This window comes from Haloechinothrix sp. LS1_15, assembly GCF_033042135.1.
Taxonomy (GTDB): domain Bacteria; phylum Actinomycetota; class Actinomycetes; order Mycobacteriales; family Pseudonocardiaceae; genus Haloechinothrix.
In genome coordinates this window covers 5,001-22,061 of the sequence record NZ_WBXM01000012.1, presented here as the reverse complement: position 1 = coordinate 22,061, position 17,061 = coordinate 5,001, and the positions used below count along the sequence as shown (strand labels likewise).

The following is a 17,061-nucleotide window of genomic DNA, read 5'->3' as shown; positions in this document are numbered from 1 at the left end:
ATCGGGCCATGGACCCGGTACGCAGAATCGTCGATGGCCGCAGAGCGAGCACCGTCCAGCGGCTGCTCGACGCCGCGCTCGAGGAGATCCGCGCGGTGGAGTACGGGGATCTGTCCGTACGGTCGGTGGCCAAGCGTGCCGACGTCTCACCCGCGACCGCGTATACCTACTTCTCGTCCAAGGACCACCTGATCAGCTCCGTCGTATGGCGACGGGTGCAGGAGGTCGCCGCGTCCTTCGCCGACGGCGCCGATGGCGCCGAGTTGCCCACGATCGTCCGGAGCATCACGGATGTGTTCGCTCAGGAGCCCGAACTGAGCCGCGCATGCACCTCGGCGCTGCTGGCCGACGATCCCGAGGTGGCGCGGCTGCGGGACGAGATCGGTGCGGCCTGCGCGCAGTCGCTGTCCAGCGCGTTGCCACCGATGCCGTCGACGGCGGTGGACTCGATCACCATGGCCTTCGTCGGCGGGTTGCTCCTCGCGGGGATGGGGTACATGCCGTTCGAAGCGATCGCGGACCGGCTGAACGAGACGGCGGAGCAGCTGCGATCCGCCGACGGCGATCACACATCGTCGCAGTGACCGTGACCGTGCCCCGCTGTGGCGAGCCGAAGGGCCCCTTGGGTACACGATAGCCACCGGAGAGGCCCTTCGGCTCGCACCCCTGGGTCAGCTCACCCCGAGCGCGTCGTCCCACGAAGCGTGCTTGCCGATCATGGCGCGCAGCTTCATGACCTCCCTGCGCCGGTTCAGTCCCAGTGCACCGATCACCCGTTCGCCCCTGCGGTACAGCGCGAGGAAGCTGTCCGAATCCGGATCGCCCGCGACGACGCGTACCTCGTCGGCGGTGGGCACGCCGACGAACTGGATCCGGCTGTCGTACCAGTCGGACCAGAAGTACGGCACGGTCGAGCACGGCCTGGCCGCTTCCGGCGCGATGGCGTTCCTGGCGGCCAGCGCGCCCTGCTCGGCGGCGGTGGTCCAGTGCTCCAGCCGCATCGTCTCGCCGAACAGCGGGTTCGGCCAGCGGGCCACGTCACCCGCGGCGTACACCCCGGGCAGCCCGGTGCCCAGCGTCTCGTCGCAGACCACGCCGTCGTCGACCTTTACGCCCGAACCGGCCAGCCAGCCGGTCTCAGGAGTGGCGCCGACCCCGACGATCACGACATCGGCGGGGATCCGGGTGCCATCGTCGAGCGCGACCGCCTCGACGCGCCGCTCACCCTCGATCCCGGTGACCGGCACCCCGCATCGCAGCTGGGTGCCGTTGCGCTCGTGCAGCGCGGCCAGTGCGGTGCCCATACGCTCGCCGACCGCCGCTGCCAGCGGCACCGGCGCGGCTTCAACCACGGTCACCTCGGCACCGGTGGCCCCTGCCGAGCAGGCGATCTCGGATCCGATGAAGCCCGCGCCGATCACCACGATGCGCACCCCGGGACCCAGCGCGGCGCGGATGGCCCGCGCGTCGTCCAGGGTGCGTAGCGTGTACACCCCGGCAAGGTCGGGCGCCCCTGCCAGCGGCCGGGCGGCCGCGCCGGTGGCGATCACCAACCCCGTGTAGCTGATCTCCTCGCCACCTGCCACGACGGTGCCGTCCTGCGGGCGCAACGACTCGGCTGCCGTGCCCAACCGCAGGTCGACGTCGAGCTCGTCCCGCAGCGAGCGCTCGTCCCGCAGGTAGGTTGGCTCGCCCCGCTCGGTGAGGAACTCCTTGGACAGCGGTGGGCGGTCGTACGGGGCGTGAGGCTCGGCGCCGATCAACGTGATCGCCCCGGCGAATTCCGCCCGCCGTGCGGCTTCCACCGCCCGCAACCCGGCCAGGGACGCGCCGACGACTACGAGCCGATCGGGCATGCTGTCAGCCCTCGAGCCGCAGCGCCTGGGTCGGGCACTGGTCGACGGCGTCCTCGAGATCCTGCCGGTCGTCCTCGGTGAAATCCTCGGAAACCAGGTGCACGATGCCATCGTCGCCCACCTCGAAGATGTCGGGGCGGATCCCCTCGCAGACTCCGTGGCCGGTGCACACGTTCGTGTCGATATGGATCTTCATAGCACTCCTTCGCCCGTGGTGGGAACGTCCGGTGTCGTCGGTCAATCCTGGTGGGGAGGCTGCTCCTCACCTATGACTGCGGTCACACTACCGAGTCCGGCCACCGATGCAGTGACGGTGTCGCCCGGCCGGATGGGCTCAGCGCGGGTCATCGAGCCCGGTAGCACGACGTGGCCAGCCGCCAGGGTGATACCGAGCGGACCCACGGTGTTGGCCAGCCAGACCAGCGCGTTGATGGGTGAACCGAGGACCGCGCTGCCCGCCCCGGTGCCGACGATGTGACCGTTGATGCTGAAGGTGCACCCGGCAAGCGGCAGCTCGACGGCGTTCAGCGGGTAGGGGGTGCTGCCGAGCACGACCCCGCCGGAGGAGGCGTTGTCGGCGATGGTGTCGACGATCGAGATACGCCAGTCCGCGATCCGCGAGTCGACGATCTCCAGCGCGGGTACGACGTAGTCGACGGCACGGAACGCGTCGGCCACCGTCACGCCGGGACCGGTCAGATCGCGACCGAGCACGAAAGCGATCTCCGGTTCGATGCGGGGCTGCAGGTAGCCACCCGCCGGGATCGGCTGGTGTTCCAGGTGGAACATGCCGGTCAGCAGGTGACCGTAATCCGGCTGGTGGACGCCCATCTGGCGTTGCATGGCCGCCGAGGACAGGCCGACTTTGTGCCCGTTGACGGTCTGACCAGCCGCGACCCACTGCCGTACCTGCTCCTGCTGGATGCGGTAGGCGTCGTCGGTGGTGGCCTCGGGGAAATCCTCGACGATCGGGCTGATGGGGATGCGCTTGTCGTAGGCGCGCAGGATCCGATCCGCGGCGTCATTGATGGCTGTCGCGTCCATGATTCCGTCTCCTCACGCGCCGGTGCCGATTCGCTACCTCTCGACAAGATACTAGAACACGTTATAGTTTCGACGGTAGGAGTCACCCAGTAGCTGCCAGCACCGAAAGGTCCCATTCCGATGAAGTTCACGCTTTCCGTGGCATTGTGCCCGCCGGATCAGCTGGCTGAGCTGGCTGCGGCCGCCGAAGAGAACGGGTTCTCGTCCATCGCGTTGCCGGACTCGCTGTTCTACTCCGAGCAAACCTCGGCAAGCTACCCCTACACCGCCGACGGGAGCCGGTTCTGGGACGCCGACACCCCGTGGGTGGACCCGCTGCTCGCGGCCACCTGGATGGCCGCGGCCACCAGCAGGATCCGCTTCTACACCTCGGTGCTGAAGCTGGGGTCGCGCCATCCCGTGGTGCTGGCGCGGCAGCTCGGCACGGTGGCCACGCTGACGGGTGACCGGTTCGGGCTCGGACTGGGCGTGGGATGGCTGCCCGAGGAGTTCGAGTGGTGCGGGGTGCCGTACGAGGGCAGGGGCAAGCGTGCCGACGAGGCTATCGAGGTGCTCCGGCTCATCCTCGGCGGCGGGATGGTCTCCTACTCGGGGGAGCACTTCCAGTTCGGTGAGCTGCGGATGACCCCCGCGCCCCGCAGCAGGATGCCGTTCTACATCGGCGGTCACAGCAAGCCGGCGCTGCGCAGGGCCGCGCGTTACGGGGACGGCTGGTCCTCGGCCATGATGCGGTTCGACGAGCTGCGCGCCACCATCGAGCGGCTGCGTGAGCTGCTCGCCGAACAGGGCAGGCAGGGCGACCCGTTCGAGTTCCAGGCGGTGTGTGTGGACCGGTTCGGCGCCGACGGATACCGCGATCAGGCCGCGATCGGTGTCACCGACGCGGTGGTCATGCCGTGGGTGTTCGACGGGTTGGGCTTCGACGCGGACATCGTGGCCAAAAAGGATTCGATTAAGAAGTTCGCCGACGAGGTGATCGGCGAGGTAGCGGACGGGTGATACGAGTGGGAGGTTCCTGGTGACAGTGACGGTCTGCTGGGACGAAAATGCCGACCAGCCCCCGGCGAGGCAGGCGGCCTACCGGTCGATGCATGCCGCGTCGGGCGGTGACAAGCAGGCATGGCTGGCGCTGTTCGCCGAGCACGCCGTGGTGGAGGACCCGGTCGGTCCGTCCGATTTCGACCCAGAGGGCAAGGGGCACCACGGCCGTGACGGCCTGTCGGCGTTCTGGGACATGACGATCGGCTCGGTGGAACGCCTCGATTTCACCATCAGGGACTCGCACGCGGCAGGCGACGAGGTCGCCAACGTCGGCACCATCACCTCGTACCTGCCGGGCAACTACCGGGTGGACACCGACCTGGTCGCGGTGTATCGGGTCGATGACAGCGGCCTGCTGCTGTCCATGCGGGCGTTCTGGGAGACCGCGCGAGCCTTCGCCACCGCACGCCAAGTGACATGACGGCGTGTCGGGCGTGGGCGACCGGCGTGTCGGGTGTATGGACACACCGTGTTGGGCGCTTAGACCGTGTCGCTGCCCAACACGGTGTGCTCGTACGCCCAACACGACTAGCGGCCGACGGCGTAACCCTGCATGCCCCTGGGGTTGGCAGCGGCGCGCAGGATGCCGGTCGCCGGATCGCGGGCCACGGCCGAGAGCCTGCCCAGCTGCCACGGGCCCGCGTCGACCACGCGGTGACCGTACTCCCGGAGCGCGGCCAGCGTGGCCTCGCCGAGTCGGGACTCGACGACCAGCTCACGGGGGTTCCAGCCGCGCGGATGGAACGAGCTGGGAACAGCCGTGGTGTGCCAGGCAGGGGCATCGATGGATTCCTGCAGGTTCAGCCCGCCGTGCTGGTGTGCGAGCCAGAAACACAGCTGCCACTGATCCTGCTGGTCCCCGCCGGGGGTGCCGAACGCCAGCGTGGGCCTGCCGCGGTGCAACGCCATCGACGGCGACAGCGTGATCCTCGGTCGCTTGCCGGGTACCAGTGAGTTCGGCAATCCTTGTTCGAGCCAGCACATCTGCGCACGGGTGTCCAGGCAGAAGCCGAGCTCGGCGATGGTGGGGCTGGACTGCAGCCAGCCGCCAGAGGGCGTCGCCGAGATCATGTTCCCCGCGGCGTCGACCACGTCGAGATGCACGGTGTCACCGCGGCTGGCGATGGTGGGTTCACCGGTGGAACCGGCCGCGGGTGCCCGCCCGCGGGTCTCGGCCAGGATCTCCGGCAGGCGGGGGTTCCTGGCACCGGGAGCTCCCGGACGTAGCTCGTCGCTGGCGTCGGCGACCAGCTTCCGGCGGGCGGCGAGATAACCGGGATCGAGCAGCTCGTCCAGCGGGACCTCGTCGTCGCCGAACCAGGCCTCACGGTCGGCATAGGCCAGTTTGGTGCACTCGGTCGCCAGGTGTACCGTCCGCGCGTCCGGCACGCCGTCGCGATAGGCCAGCTGGTCGCGGAACCCGTCGAGCAGCAGCAGTTGCTGGGCAAGCACCGGCCCCTGTGTCCACGCGCCGCACTTGACCAGGCTCCACTCGCCGAGGTCGGTGATGAGGGGATCCTCCCAGGAAGCTTCCCATGCGGCCAGGTCGGCGCCGGTGATCAGTCCGCTGTGGTCGTGGCCGGAGTCGTCACGGACAGCGCGCCGCGCGAAGGTGTCCACGGCCTCGGCCACGAATCCCGTCGACCACGCGCGCCGCGCGGCCTCGATTTGTTCCTCCCGTTCCCGGTAGCGCTCCGCCTCGCTGAGCAACCTGCGCCAGGTGGCGACCAGTGCCGGGTTGCGATGCAGCGATCCGGGCGAGGGTGGCTTCCCGCCGGACAGCCACAGTTCGGCCGACGTCGGCCAGTGTCGGGTGAACAGCTCGGCCACCGAGGTGATGACGCTGCTGGCGCGCTGGACGAGCGGGACGCCGCGCTCGGCGTACCCGATGGCGTAGCCAAGCACTTCGCGCAGGCTGCGGGTGCCGTAGTCGCGCAGCAGCAGTAGCCAGGCGTCCCACGCGCCGGGCACGGTGGCTGGCAGCAACCCGCTTCCGGGGATCAGTCGTAGCCCGAGCTCGGTGAAGTGCTGTGCGGTCGCTGCGGCAGGGATCACGCCCTGCCCGCATAGCACCCGAGGCCGCTGCTCGTCGCCGGTCGCCAGCAGCGCGGGCACCTGGCCCCCTGGCCCGTTGAGGTGCGGTTCAGCCACCTGGAGGACGAAACCGGCGGCAACGGCGGCGTCGAACGCGTTGCCGCCACTTTCGAGAACTGCCATGCCGGTCGCTGAGGCCAGCCAGTGCGTGGAGGCGACCATGCCGGTGGTTCCGGCGAGTTCAGGTCTGGTCGTAAACACCCGTTCAGGTTACATCGATTCGTTTCCTCAACTAACCTAGTTCCGTAAAGTCGATCATGTAAGACTGGGTGGATGGACACAGCCGGAGCGGGATATCCCAGGTTTCCCAGTATCAGCGGCGACGTCGTCGCCTTCGTGTGCGAGGACGACCTGTGGCGCGTGCCCGCGGCGGGAGGTCGGGCCGAGCGGCTCACGGCGAGCGTCGCACAGGCTGGGCATCCCCACCTGTCACCGGACGGCGAGCGGCTGGCGTTCGTCGGGCAGGACGACGGCCCGGAGGAGGTCTACGTGATGCCCGCCGGCGGGGGGCCTGCCACCCGTCTGACCTTCGACGGCGCGAGCTGCGCCGTCGTTGGCTGGCACGAGGGCGCCATCGTCTACGCCAGCAACGCGGGGCGCCCGTTCGTCAAGGACTTCCGGTTGTGGCGCCTCGATCCTGCCGAAGGTCTCCCTCGGCAGCTGCCCGTCGGGCAGGCGCGCACCATCTCCTACGGTCCGCACGGCGGTGTGGTGTTGGGCAGGCACAACGGCGGCAACATCGCGCTGGGCAGGCACAACCGGGAGCCCGCTATGGCCAAGCGGTATCGCGGTGGCCGGGCAGGCAGGCTGTGGGTGGATGTCGACGGGACCGGTGAGTTCACCGAGATGAGTGAACTCGATGGCAACCTGGCCAATCCCTGCTGGGTCGGCGAGCGCATCTTCTTCCTGTCCGACTACCAGGGCATCGGCAACGTCTACTCCTGCCTCCCGGACGGGTCCGACCTGCGCAGGCACACCGATCACGACCGGTTCTACGCCCGCAACCTCACCACCGACGGGCGGCGGCTCGTGTACCACTGCGCGGCGGAACTGTACCTGCTCGATCCCGCCGCCGATGCTCCGGAACGCATCCCGGTCGAGCTGCCTGGGCCACGGGCTGGCCGCGACCGGCGCTTCGTCGACGCGGGCGAGTACCTCTCGCACGCGACTCCTGGGCCGGACGGGACCGAGCTGGCCCTGACGGTCAGGGGCAAGGCGTTCACGATGGCGCACTGGGAAGGCCCGGTGCGGCAGCACGGCGAGCCGGATGGCGTCCGGTACCGGTTGCTGACCAGGCTTGCCAGCAACGAGCGGCTCATCGCCGCGGCGGGGGACGACGGGCCGGACGAGTACCTGGTGCTGCTCGGCGAAGGGCAGCCGCGCAGGCTCGACGTGGATGCCGGTCGCGTCACCGAGCTGGCGGTCAGTCCGGCTGGTGACCGGGTGGCGCTGGCCAACAACCGCCACGAGATCCTGCTGCTCGACCTGGCCACCGAGCGACTGCGCAGGATCGACCACAGCGAGGCCTTCCTCGAACCCGGGGATCTTGCGTGGTCGCCGGACGGCCGGTGGCTGGCATACCGGCGCCCCGAGTACCCGGGCAACGTCGCCTCGATCATGGTGGCCGAGGTCGCTACCGGCGTGAGTAGGCCGGTGACGCGACCGGTGCTCGCCGACAGCAAACCCGCATGGGATCCCGCAGGGGACTACCTGTACTTCCTCGGCCAGCGCCACTTCGACCCCGTATACGACACCGTGCAGTTCGGCGCGGGCTTCCCGCTCGGCACGGTGCCGTGCGCGGTGCCGCTACGCCCCGAGGTCCCCTCGCCGTTCGTGCCACGGCCACGGCCGGTTGCCCCGCGAAGTGACGGCAGCGCTGCCGAGCGCGCGATCCCGGCGCCCCGCGTCGACATCGACTTCGCGGGGATCGAGCAGCGGGTGGTCGCCTTCCCGGTCCCGCAGGCGCGGTACCGCAGGATCGCAGGCCTGCCGGGCAAAGTGCTGCTGGCCAGCACCGGGGTCCAGGGCAGCCTGTCCAACCAGGTGGGTGAACAGGGCCCGCGGGCGGACGCGGTCCTGGAGGTCTTCGACTTCGATACCGGCAAACCGGAGCGGCTCTGCGAGGGGATCACCGATGTCACCGTCGATACCGGCGGCGACACCATGCTGATCCGGGCGGGCAAGCGGTTGCGGGTGCTCCCCGCAGGCACGAAGCCACCGGAGAACGGCGACACGCCGGGTAGGGACACCGGCTGGATCGACCTCGGCCGCGTCAAGGTCGCCGTCCGGCCGGGTTCCGAGTGGCGGCAGATGTTCCGCGAGGCCTGGCGGCTACAGCGGGATCACTTCTGGGACGAAGGCATGTCCGGCGTGGACTGGGAGGACATCTACCGGCGTTACCTCCCGCTTGTCGACCGGATCGCCACCCGTGCCGAGCTGTCCGACCTCCTCTGGGAGTTCCAGGGCGAGCTGGGCACGTCGCACGCTTACGAGATGGGTGGCGATTACCCCGACCGTGCCCACTACCACCAGGGACACTTGGGTGTGGACTGGGACTACGACGCGGCCACCGGACGGTTCGTCATCGACCGGATCGTCACCGGTGACCCATGGGACGACGAGACGGCCGGGCCGTTGACCCGTCCCGGTACCGGCCTCCGGCCCGGCGATGCGGTGCTGGCCGTAGCCGGCAGGCCCATCGGCGATGTGGGTCACCTGCGGTTGCCAGGGGAACCGCTGGTCAACCGGGCGGGGTCCGAAGTGGAGCTGACGGTGAACCGTAACGGCGAGCAGCCGTGGACGGTCACGGTCGCGGCGAGCAAGGACGACCGGCAGGCCCGCTACCGGGACTGGGTGGACGGCAACCGTGCTGTCGTGCACGAGCGAACCGGTGGCAGGGTCGGCTACCTGCACATCCCGGATATGGGCCCGCACGGTTTCGCCGAGTTCCACCGGGGATTCCTCGCAGAGTGCGACCGCGAGGCGCTCGTGGTGGACGTCCGGTTCAACGGCGGCGGGAACGTCTCGCCGCTGCTGCTGGAGAAGCTCGGGCGGCGCAGGGCGGGCCACGTGATCTCCCGGTGGAGTGCGCCGATCGGGGTTCCCCGGGAGTCGCCACGTGGGCCGCTCGTGGCGTTGACCAACGAGAACGCCGGATCCGACGGCGATATCTTCTCCTACCGCTTTCAGCAGCTCGGCCTCGGACCGCTGCTCGGTAAGCGAACCTGGGGTGGGGTCGTGGGCATCAGGGCCCCGCGCCAGGCCCTGGCCGACGGCACGGTGACCACGCAACCGGAGTTCTACATGACCTACGCCGATGTGGGGTGGGACCTGGAAAACCGCGGTGCGGTGCCGGACATCGAGGTCGACATCGCACCGCAGGACGATGCGGCGGAACTCGATCCGCAGCTGGATCGGGCGATCGAGGTCGCGCTGGAGCGACTCGAATCCTACGAGCCACCCGTGAACCTCCCGAAGGATCCGCCGAGGTTGGGACTGCCCTCGCTGCCGCCACGTCCGCAGGCCGGCGGGCAGTGAGAGCATGAAGGTCATGCGCAAGCTCGTGGTGGCCCGGCACGCGAAATCGGCATGGCCGGAGGGAGTCGACGATGCCGAGCGGCCGCTGAACGAGCGGGGTCGCCGGGACGCGCCGCGGATCGGGGCGTGGCTCGCTGAGCACGTACCCGAGCTCGACCTGGTGATCTGCTCGCCTGCCGAGCGTGCGCGGCAGACGTGGGATCTGACCCGCGCAGGCTTGCCAAGGGAGCCTCGGGTGCACTACCAGCGCCGGGTCTACGGAGCTTCGGTCGCCGACCTGCTGCTCGTGGTGCAAAGCCTGCCCAATGTGGCGCGCGCCGTGCTGCTCGTCGGGCACAACCCGGGCGTATCGGAACTGGTGTACGCCCTCGGCGGTGGCCAGGTGGACATGAAGACCTCCGGGCTGGCGGTGCTGTCCAGCGACGCCGAGTGGAGGTGGTGGCGGGAAGGCACCGCGCAGCTGGTGGACACGGCGACGCCGCGCGGCTGATCAGCGGTTTCGCGGCAGGCACCGCCGTGATCCCGCCGATCGGGTGAATTGACCACGCCAGACGTCGCAATTAAGCTCCGCCCACATCGATGGCCGGTGCTGCGCCCCATCCGGCCGGCCAAGGAGCGTATCGGGAGCCTGCGGTGGCGGAGAGCATGCGCGCGGAGATCGAGCGATCGTGGCAGCGCGTGCGGATCGCGGGACTCGCGCGGGACCAGCCGGTCCGGAGGCTCGAGATCGCGGACGTGGATACGCGGAGCAGGTTCATGGTCGCCGCCCGGCCGGTGCTCGAGGACATGGCAGAACAGCTGACGGGCACCCGGTTCTGCCTCGTGGCTGCCGACAGCGCCTGCCACATTACCTACCGGTGGTTCGACAACCCCAAGGTCGAACGCGCGCTCGACGAAGTCAGCGCGGTCACTGGTGCCCGCTACTCGGAGGATCAGGTCGGCACCAACGCGCCGGGCACCGCGCTGGAGACCGGGCATGGCGTGGTTGTGCACGGCGAGGAACACTACAAAGTGGCGTTGCAGCGGTTCAGCTGCTACGCCCAGCCCGTGCGCCCCCCGGTGAGCCGCCGGATCGAGGGCGTCGTCGATATCCCCGGGATCACCGCCGATGCCAACCCGTTGCTCGCCCCGTTCCTGCAGCGGGCGGTCCGTGATATCGAGCAACAGCTGTTCGAGGAAGCCAGCGCTACCGAGCAGCGGCTGCTGCTGGCGTACCGCTCCGCGGCACGTACCCGATCGAAACCGGCCGCGGTGCTCGGCGGGGACACCGTGCTGGCCAACACGGCAGCGATCGAACTGCTCGACACCGCCGACCACGGGTTGCTCCGGGTCCTTGCCGCGCAAGCCCCGCTGCGGACCAGCTGCGTGCTCGCTTCCGGGACCCGAGTGGCCATGCATGTGGATCGCATACCGGGAACAGTGGACGGTGCGTTGTTCCAGTTCGACCGGTTGGCCTCCGATCGGCCTTCGGCGCCGTCGGAGGTTCCCGTTAGCTCGTTGGCTGGGCCCGATTGGGCGGAGCTGCGCAACGCCGGGCTGGCGGTGCACGTCGCCGGAGAGCCGGGCACGGGACGCACGACAGCGCTGCGCGCGCTCGCCGGTGAGCGGCCGTTCCACGTGTTGAACGCCGCCGACGTGGTGGTTTGGGGTGAGCGCGCCTGGGCCGCCAGGCTTGCCGAGCTCGCGGCACAGCCAGGCGCGGTCGTGGCCGTCGAGGAGATCCAGCTGCTGCCCGAGCCACTCACCGTGGCATTGTCCACCTTGCTTGGCGAGTCGGGCGGCGCGAGGCTGCTGCTGAGCAGCGGCCCCCGCGATGAGCTGAACCAGCAGGTGGCGAACCTTGCCGCGCGCTGTCCCGAGCAGGTTGAGTTGCCACCGCTGCGTGACCGGTTCGCCGAGTTCGGAGAGCTGGTCCGCAGCATGCTCGCCACACTGCGAGCCGATGCCGATCTACGGTTCACACCGAGCGCACTGGAAGCGCTGGTTTCACAGCCGTGGCCGGGGAATCTGCGGGAGCTCGCCGTGGTGCTGCGCCAGGTCACCGACAAGCGGTCGGCAGGGGACGTGACGGTCGACGACCTGCCGCCTGGTTACCGCGTCAGCAGCAGGGCCTCGCGGCTGGCTGGTCGGGACCGCGCCGAGTACGCCGCCATCGTCGCCGCCTTGCAGACCACCGGCGGCAACAAGGCCAGGGCGGCCGAACGGCTCGGGATCAGCAGGACGACCCTCTACAACCGGATGCGGGCGCTGGGCATCGCCGGGTGACACGCGCCCAGTCCCTCGGTGGTGACCGGGACCGGGCGCGAAGCGCCCCGTCGCGAGCGGTGGGTGACTGAGGAAGACACAGCGAACAAACTGTTCAATTCTTGTACAGCAACATTGTGGTGTCACGCACTAGTGTGTTCCCAATCACTCACGCACCTCCGGTGCTTGGTTGCTCGAGCGGTAGGTGTGTGTCGAAGTTTCTCGACTGCAGAAAGGGTTCATCGATGGCCATTCCGGCAAGGAGGTCGGGGGAGCACGCCGAACCACCACACGATCGGGGTTCGCCGGAAGGAGTCGGGCGCCGCCGGTTCCTGACCTATCTGGTGGCCGCACCGGTGCTCACGGTCGCGGCGAAGGTCGGGTTCGATGTCGTGTCCGGCGCCGGGGGCCAGGCACAGGCATTACCCAAGCCCCCCCAGTTGGCCGATATCAAGGATCTCGGTGACATCCTGGCGCTGGCGAACGCCCCGACGCAGGAGAACGTGAAGCTGGAGGTCGGAGAGGACAGCATCGTCCGGTTGTTCCTGCACCGGACCGAGGTCGGTCAGGGCATAGCGACCGCGTGCGGGATGATGGTCGCCGAGGAGATGGACATCCCGCTGTCCCAGGTGGAGGTCCCGCTCCGCGACGCCGATCCGGAGCTGCTGTTCAATCAGCTCACCGGCGGCTCGGCCACGATCCGCCACCTGTACGGGCCGGTGCGCCGCGCCGCGGCGCGGGCAAGGGGCCGGATGGCGGCGGCGGCCGCGCAGCGTTGGGGTGTCGACACCGGTGAGGTGGCCTTCGCCGACGGCATGCTGGTGGGGCCGGACGGTCGAGCGGAGTCGCTGGGTGCGCTGACCGCTGCCGCTGCCAACCCGGATCTTCCCGACCCGGGCGCGGAACCCAAACCAGAATCCGAGCAGGAGCTGATCGGCAAGCCGACCGGCCGGATCGATGCGCGCAGGCTCGTGACCGGCCAGCACGAGTACACCCTCGACATCGACGTGCCGGGTGCGCTACCGACCATGGTGCGCCACGCCCCGACCATCCAGGGCACACCGAAGTCGGTGGCCAATGCCGGAGAGGTCAAGTCGATGCCTGGCGTTGTCGACGTGGTGACCATACCCACCGGCGTCGCCGTAGTGGCCGAGACTTTCGGGCAGGCCGAGGATGCCACCAAGGCACTCGAGGTGAGCTGGAACGCGGGCTCGGTGGATGATATGTCCGACGAGGACGTCGAGGCCAGGCTGAAGAACGAGACGCTGCCGCTGACGGTTCCCGACCTCGGTACGAGCATGGACTTCGAGTTTTTCTGGCATTTCGTCAGCCACGCTCCGATGGAGACCAACTGCGCCGTGGCCGACGTCCGGGACGATCACGCCACCATCTGGTCCGGCTTGAAGATCCCGATCATCGCCAAGCAGGACATCGCTGAAGCTGTCGGGTTGCCGCAGGACCGCGTGGACGTGCATGTGGTGCAGTCGGGTGGTTCCTTCGGGCGGCGGTTGTTCCATGACGCGGCGTTGGAGGCCGCGCACGTTTCGAAGGCCATCGGCAAGCCGGTCAAGTTGATGTGGGGGCGGGTCGATGACACCCGCCACGGTCGCGCCAGGCCGGCTTCGTTCAACCGTGCGCGGGTGACGCGGCTGGGCAACGAGATCGTCAGCTACGAGTACCGCATGACCCAGATCGAGGCCAGTGCCGAGCACGGGCTCGGTGAGCACATCACAGCCGCAGGCGCGCGGTTCGCGAACTATCCCTGGTCCCAGTCGATCTTCCATGCCGTTGTGCACTGTCCGTACGAGTTCGGCGTGGTGAACCAGCTGCTCCACGAACCTCTCGACATCAAGTTCAACACCGGATCCTGGCGTTCCCCGTACTCGAGCGTGGTACGGACTACCGAGGAGATCATCGTTGACGAGGTCGCGGCGGAGCTCGGCAAGGATCCGTACGAGTTCCGCAGGCAGTTCGTCGGCTCCGACCGCAAGCGGACCGTGCTCGACACCGTCGCCGAGGCAGCCGAGTGGGGCAAGCGCATGCCGAGCGGCCACGCACAGGGCATGGGTTTCCACGAAGAGTACAACTCCATGTGTGCGTTCGTGGTCGAGATCGATGCCACCGACCCTGGCAACCCGCGGGTCTACCGCGCGACGTGCGCGGTGGATGTCGGCCACCCGATCAACCCCAAGGGGCTAGAGGCGATGATGCACGGCGGCATCAACGACGGCATCGCCACCGTGCTGCAGGCGGGCTTGCACATCCGGGATGGGCTGCCGCTGGAAAGCAGCTTCGGGGACTTCCGCTACACCAGGCAACAGCACTTCCCTCGGGACGTGAACGTCATCGTGCTGCCGTCGCACACCACCGATCTCGGCGGTGCGGGCGAGCTCGGTGTGGCGGGGGCGGCCGGGGCAGTGGCCAACGCCTACGCGCGCGCCACGGGGACCAAGCCGCGCCGCTTCCCCATCAATTTCGATGTGGACTTCGAACCCGTTCCCCGCTGACCGATTCGCCGACCACCGCAAGGAGCATGCTCGTGCCCGAATACTCGTTCACCGTCAATGGCGAGGACGTCACCGTCGATGCGCCCGCCGATCTGCCGATGCTGTGGACCCTCCGCGACAAGCTGGGCGTGACCGGGCCCAAGTACGGCTGTGGGGTGGGGGTGTGCCGCGCCTGCACCAGCCATCTCAACGGGGAGGCGTTCCAGCCTTGCATCACCCCGACTGCGGACTGTGCGGGGCAGGACATCACGACGATCGAAGGGCTCGCGGACGGGGATTCGCTGCACCCGGTGCAGCAGGCCTGGCTGGAGAACGACGTGCCGCAGTGCGGCTTTTGTCAGCCGGGTCAGATCATGACCTGTGCGGCCATGTTGGAACGTAAGCCGCGACCGGATGACGAGGATATCGACGAGATCGAGAACATCTGTCGGTGCGGCACGTACTTCCGCATCCGGGAAGCCATTAAGTCGCTGGCCGCCGGACGTGGTGGCGGCCAGCGTGGTCGAAGCGGCTGAACCCGCTGAACCCGCTGAACCCGCTAGGCGGGGCGGGCGATGCGGGCTGCGCGGGTGGGGTAGGTGTCCCGGCTCGCGCAGCCCGCGATCATCCTCACGCGTTGATCTGCTTGGCCTCGTCGCCGCCGCTGATGCTGATCTTGCGCGGCTTGGCCTTCTCCGCAACCGGGATGCGGATCGTCAACACGCCGTTGTCGTAGCTGGCCTTGATGTTGTCGGTGTCCAGGGTCTCGCCGAGGAACAGCTGCCGCGAGAACACGCCGCGGGGCCGCTCGGCGACCTGAACGTCGGCCTGCTCGTCCGTCTCGGCGGCGCGCTCGGCCTTGACGGTCAGCACGTTGCGCTCGACGTCGAGGTCGATGGAGTCGGCCGATACGCCGGGCAGGTCGAACTTCACGACGAACTCGTCACCCGAACGGTAGGCATCCATCGGCATCGACGCGGGACGCTGCCACGTCCCGCCGTTGCCACCGAATACCTGCTGGGTGAGCCGGTCCAACTCACGGAACGGGTCGGTGCGCATCAGCATCGGTGATCGCCTCCTTCACACTGTCCAGCTGTCTGGTCACTACGGCTCGCGCCATACCTTGCTAACGACAAGCTCAAGTAGTTTGTTCCCCACAGATCGACCTTGTTTGTGTAGTCACCTCATGGCTAGATCAAGACCGCCTTAGCCTGGCTCGTTCCAGACAGCACATCTTTTTTATATCGCATACTTAAGATTGCGTCAAGCTGACGTGATAGATAATCTAGAGGTGACAGTACGTCGTGGCGGTGATGCCGCCTCGGGGTCGAGGACGCGACACGGGAAGGGTGGCCGTTGGGTCTTTCGAAGCTGGATGACGAGCACTACCCGGCATTCACAACCGGGCAGGCCGCGGAGCTGCTCGGTGTCGAGCAGCCCTTCCTCCGTAGCCTGGACGCCGCGGGTGTGGTCTCCCCGGAGCGTTCCGAGGGAGGTCACCGCCGCTACTCCCGCCATCAGCTCAACCAGGCCGGTCGTATGCGGGCCCTGTTCGACGAGGGGCACAACCTGTACTCCGCGCAGCGCATCCTTGAGCTGGAGAACGAGCTCGACGCGGCGCGAGAAGAGATCAGCAGGCTACGACAGCGGCTGGCACCGCACCGCGACAGCGGGAGCGAGGAGTAGCGGAGCGGCGTGTCCGATCATGCCCGGATCCAGCCGTGCCGGATGCGGCGGCGTTGGACGAGCAGGATGACGGCGAAGACCACGCAGAGTACTTCGGCCACCGCGGCGACGATCTCCGGTGCCTGCCACATCAGGGGGGATGGCGGGCCGAACACCCCGAGGAACCGATCGGCGAGGAACGCCCCCAGTGTCGCCGCGCCGAATGCCGCCGCAGCGAGCAACGGAAGCCAATGGTTCCAGAACACGACCGCGAGTGCGATACCTACGCCGACGACGACGTTAACCAGGAAGAGCGGCCCGAGCAGGAGGAAGGCGCGGTCGCCGATCACGGTGGGGATGTCCCGGTATCCCGCGAACCACCGCTCCAGGTGCACCGCCGAGGTGACCAGCAAGGCGACGACGAGCAGCCCTCGCAGCCCGAAGCTGGTCACGTTCGACTCCCGGGGTGATTCGATGTCGCAGTGTGTGGCGTACGCGCGCCTCACGGGTGATCGTACTGGTGGCGTGGATCGCCCGATAGGTCACGTCGGCGCTACGAGATCGCGGTGTTATCGGGTAAACTCCGTTGGCTCGTGCGGCACGTCCGGACGGCAGCATGCCCGCACGCCGACGGTGGAACCATGGGGGAGTCATGGCTGCTCTGTACCAGGAGATCGAGCCGTACGCCTACGGCATGCTCGACGTCGGGGATGGCAACCGAGTGTACTGGGAGGCCTGCGGGAACCCGGACGGCAAGCCCGCTGTGGTGTTGCACGGCGGGCCCGGATCGGGCTGCACCGCGGACCTGCGCCGGTATTTCGATCCGCGCGCCTACCGGATCGTGCTGTTCGACCAGCGTGGTTGCGGGCGTAGCGTGCCGTATGCGGGCGATGCGGGTACGGACCTGTCGGTCAACACCACCGACCACCTGCTGGCCGATATGGAGCTGCTGCGCGAGCACCTCGGCATCGAACGGTGGTTGCTGTTCGGTGGTTCCTGGGGCACCACGCTCGCGCTTGTCTACGGGCAGCGTCACCCGGAGCGGGTCTCGGAGATCGTGCTGATGGCGGTGACCTCCACCCGGCGATGTGAGA

General features: G+C 68.5%; 16 protein-coding genes (1 of these 16 cut by a window edge). 10 read left to right on the top strand and 6 right to left on the bottom strand.

Annotated features, from left to right (window positions below):
* The first annotated feature begins 8 nt into the window (after positions 1-8).
* The gene (locus F8178_RS16690) at positions 9-584 is read left to right on the top strand and encodes a TetR/AcrR family transcriptional regulator (protein WP_317495756.1); all 576 of its coding nucleotides are present in this window, start codon (positions 9-11) and stop codon (positions 582-584) included.
* An 87-nt stretch (positions 585-671) separates the two neighbouring features.
* On the opposite strand, the gene F8178_RS16685 is transcribed toward F8178_RS16690, so the two are convergent.
* The 3 genes from F8178_RS16685 to F8178_RS16675 are packed head-to-tail and all read right to left on the bottom strand — an operon-like array spanning position 672 to position 2,900.
* Positions 672-1,856 (bottom strand): FAD-dependent oxidoreductase, encoded by a 1,185-nt coding sequence (locus F8178_RS16685; protein WP_317495755.1) that lies wholly within the window; start codon positions 1,854-1,856, stop codon positions 672-674.
* 4 nt (positions 1,857-1,860) lie between these two features.
* Positions 1,861-2,052: a ferredoxin gene (locus tag F8178_RS16680; RefSeq protein WP_317495754.1), complete on the bottom strand. Its 192-nt coding sequence runs from the start codon at positions 2,050-2,052 to the stop codon at positions 1,861-1,863.
* Between the two features lie 41 nt (positions 2,053-2,093).
* Positions 2,094-2,900 carry a 2-keto-4-pentenoate hydratase gene (locus F8178_RS16675; RefSeq protein ID WP_317495753.1) on the bottom strand — a complete coding sequence of 269 codons (807 nt, stop codon included), beginning with the start codon at positions 2,898-2,900 and terminating at the stop codon, positions 2,094-2,096.
* A gap of 120 nt (positions 2,901-3,020) precedes the next feature.
* On the opposite strand from F8178_RS16675, the gene F8178_RS16670 reads away from it, so the two are divergent.
* Entirely contained in the window at positions 3,021-3,899 is an 879-nt protein-coding gene (locus F8178_RS16670) for a TIGR03619 family F420-dependent LLM class oxidoreductase (protein WP_317495752.1), read from the top strand.
* Positions 3,900-3,918: 19 nt separating this feature from the next.
* Positions 3,919-4,362 (top strand): nuclear transport factor 2 family protein, encoded by a 444-nt coding sequence (locus F8178_RS16665; protein ID WP_317495751.1) that lies wholly within the window; start codon positions 3,919-3,921, stop codon positions 4,360-4,362.
* Between the two features lie 107 nt (positions 4,363-4,469).
* Here the strand turns inward: F8178_RS16665 and F8178_RS16660 are convergent, their stop codons facing one another.
* Entirely contained in the window at positions 4,470-6,236 is a 1,767-nt protein-coding gene (locus F8178_RS16660) for a gamma-glutamyltransferase (protein WP_317495750.1), read from the bottom strand.
* Positions 6,237-6,308: 72 nt separating this feature from the next.
* Between F8178_RS16660 and F8178_RS16655 the strand changes: the two genes are divergently transcribed.
* The 5 genes from F8178_RS16655 to F8178_RS16635 all read left to right on the top strand — a co-directional run bounded on the left by F8178_RS16655 (position 6,309) and on the right by F8178_RS16635 (position 14,838).
* A complete protein-coding gene (locus F8178_RS16655; protein ID WP_317495749.1) occupies positions 6,309-9,572 on the top strand; it encodes a S41 family peptidase in 3,264 nt (1,087 codons plus the stop codon).
* Positions 9,573-9,585: 13 nt separating this feature from the next.
* On the top strand, positions 9,586-10,062 hold the full coding sequence (locus tag F8178_RS16650; RefSeq protein WP_317495748.1) for a histidine phosphatase family protein: 477 nt from the start codon (positions 9,586-9,588) through the stop codon (positions 10,060-10,062).
* A 143-nt stretch (positions 10,063-10,205) separates the two neighbouring features.
* Positions 10,206-11,837 carry a helix-turn-helix domain-containing protein gene (locus tag F8178_RS16645; protein WP_317495747.1) on the top strand — a complete coding sequence of 544 codons (1,632 nt, stop codon included), beginning with the start codon at positions 10,206-10,208 and terminating at the stop codon, positions 11,835-11,837.
* Positions 11,838-12,061: 224 nt separating this feature from the next.
* Complete coding sequence (locus F8178_RS16640; RefSeq protein ID WP_317495746.1) at positions 12,062-14,323, top strand: molybdopterin cofactor-binding domain-containing protein; 2,262 nt, start codon at positions 12,062-12,064, stop codon at positions 14,321-14,323.
* A 32-nt stretch (positions 14,324-14,355) separates the two neighbouring features.
* Positions 14,356-14,838 carry a 2Fe-2S iron-sulfur cluster-binding protein gene (locus F8178_RS16635; RefSeq protein WP_317495745.1) on the top strand — a complete coding sequence of 161 codons (483 nt, stop codon included), beginning with the start codon at positions 14,356-14,358 and terminating at the stop codon, positions 14,836-14,838.
* A gap of 94 nt (positions 14,839-14,932) precedes the next feature.
* Here the strand turns inward: F8178_RS16635 and F8178_RS16630 are convergent, their stop codons facing one another.
* On the bottom strand, positions 14,933-15,367 hold the full coding sequence (locus F8178_RS16630; protein WP_317495744.1) for an Hsp20/alpha crystallin family protein: 435 nt from the start codon (positions 15,365-15,367) through the stop codon (positions 14,933-14,935).
* Positions 15,368-15,658: 291 nt separating this feature from the next.
* Here F8178_RS16630 and F8178_RS16625 point away from each other — a divergent pair, with 291 nt between their 5' ends.
* Positions 15,659-15,988, top strand: coding sequence for a MerR family transcriptional regulator (locus F8178_RS16625; RefSeq protein ID WP_317495743.1), 330 nt, complete (start codon positions 15,659-15,661; stop codon positions 15,986-15,988).
* Positions 15,989-16,005: 17 nt separating this feature from the next.
* Here F8178_RS16625 and F8178_RS16620 read toward each other — a convergent pair whose 3' ends face one another.
* Positions 16,006-16,419, bottom strand: a complete 414-nt coding sequence (locus F8178_RS16620; protein WP_317495742.1) for a hypothetical protein — start codon at positions 16,417-16,419, stop codon at positions 16,006-16,008.
* Between the two features lie 200 nt (positions 16,420-16,619).
* Between F8178_RS16620 and pip the strand changes: the two genes are divergently transcribed.
* On the top strand, positions 16,620-17,061 hold the 5' end (the start) of the coding sequence (gene pip / locus F8178_RS16615) for a prolyl aminopeptidase (RefSeq protein ID WP_317495741.1). Its footprint extends 533 nt past the window's final position; only the first 442 of its 975 coding nucleotides appear in the window; its start codon is at positions 16,620-16,622; its stop codon lies beyond the right edge, outside the window.

Excerpts from the sequence above, each read along its gene's own strand:
- F8178_RS16690 (WP_317495756.1), top strand. The coding sequence starts at position 9 with ATGGACCCGGTACGCAGAATCGTCGATGGCCGCAGAGCGAGCACCGTC.
- F8178_RS16685 (WP_317495755.1), bottom strand. The coding sequence starts at position 1,856 with ATGCCCGATCGGCTCGTAGTCGTCGGCGCGTCCCTGGCCGGGTTGCGG.
- F8178_RS16680 (WP_317495754.1), bottom strand. The coding sequence starts at position 2,052 with ATGAAGATCCATATCGACACGAACGTGTGCACCGGCCACGGAGTCTGC.
- F8178_RS16675 (WP_317495753.1), bottom strand. The coding sequence starts at position 2,900 with ATGGACGCGACAGCCATCAATGACGCCGCGGATCGGATCCTGCGCGCC.
- F8178_RS16670 (WP_317495752.1), top strand. The coding sequence starts at position 3,021 with ATGAAGTTCACGCTTTCCGTGGCATTGTGCCCGCCGGATCAGCTGGCT.
- F8178_RS16655 (WP_317495749.1), top strand. The coding sequence starts at position 6,309 with ATGGACACAGCCGGAGCGGGATATCCCAGGTTTCCCAGTATCAGCGGC.
- F8178_RS16650 (WP_317495748.1), top strand. The coding sequence starts at position 9,586 with ATGCGCAAGCTCGTGGTGGCCCGGCACGCGAAATCGGCATGGCCGGAG.
- F8178_RS16640 (WP_317495746.1), top strand. The coding sequence starts at position 12,062 with ATGGCCATTCCGGCAAGGAGGTCGGGGGAGCACGCCGAACCACCACAC.
- F8178_RS16630 (WP_317495744.1), bottom strand. The coding sequence starts at position 15,367 with ATGCTGATGCGCACCGACCCGTTCCGTGAGTTGGACCGGCTCACCCAG.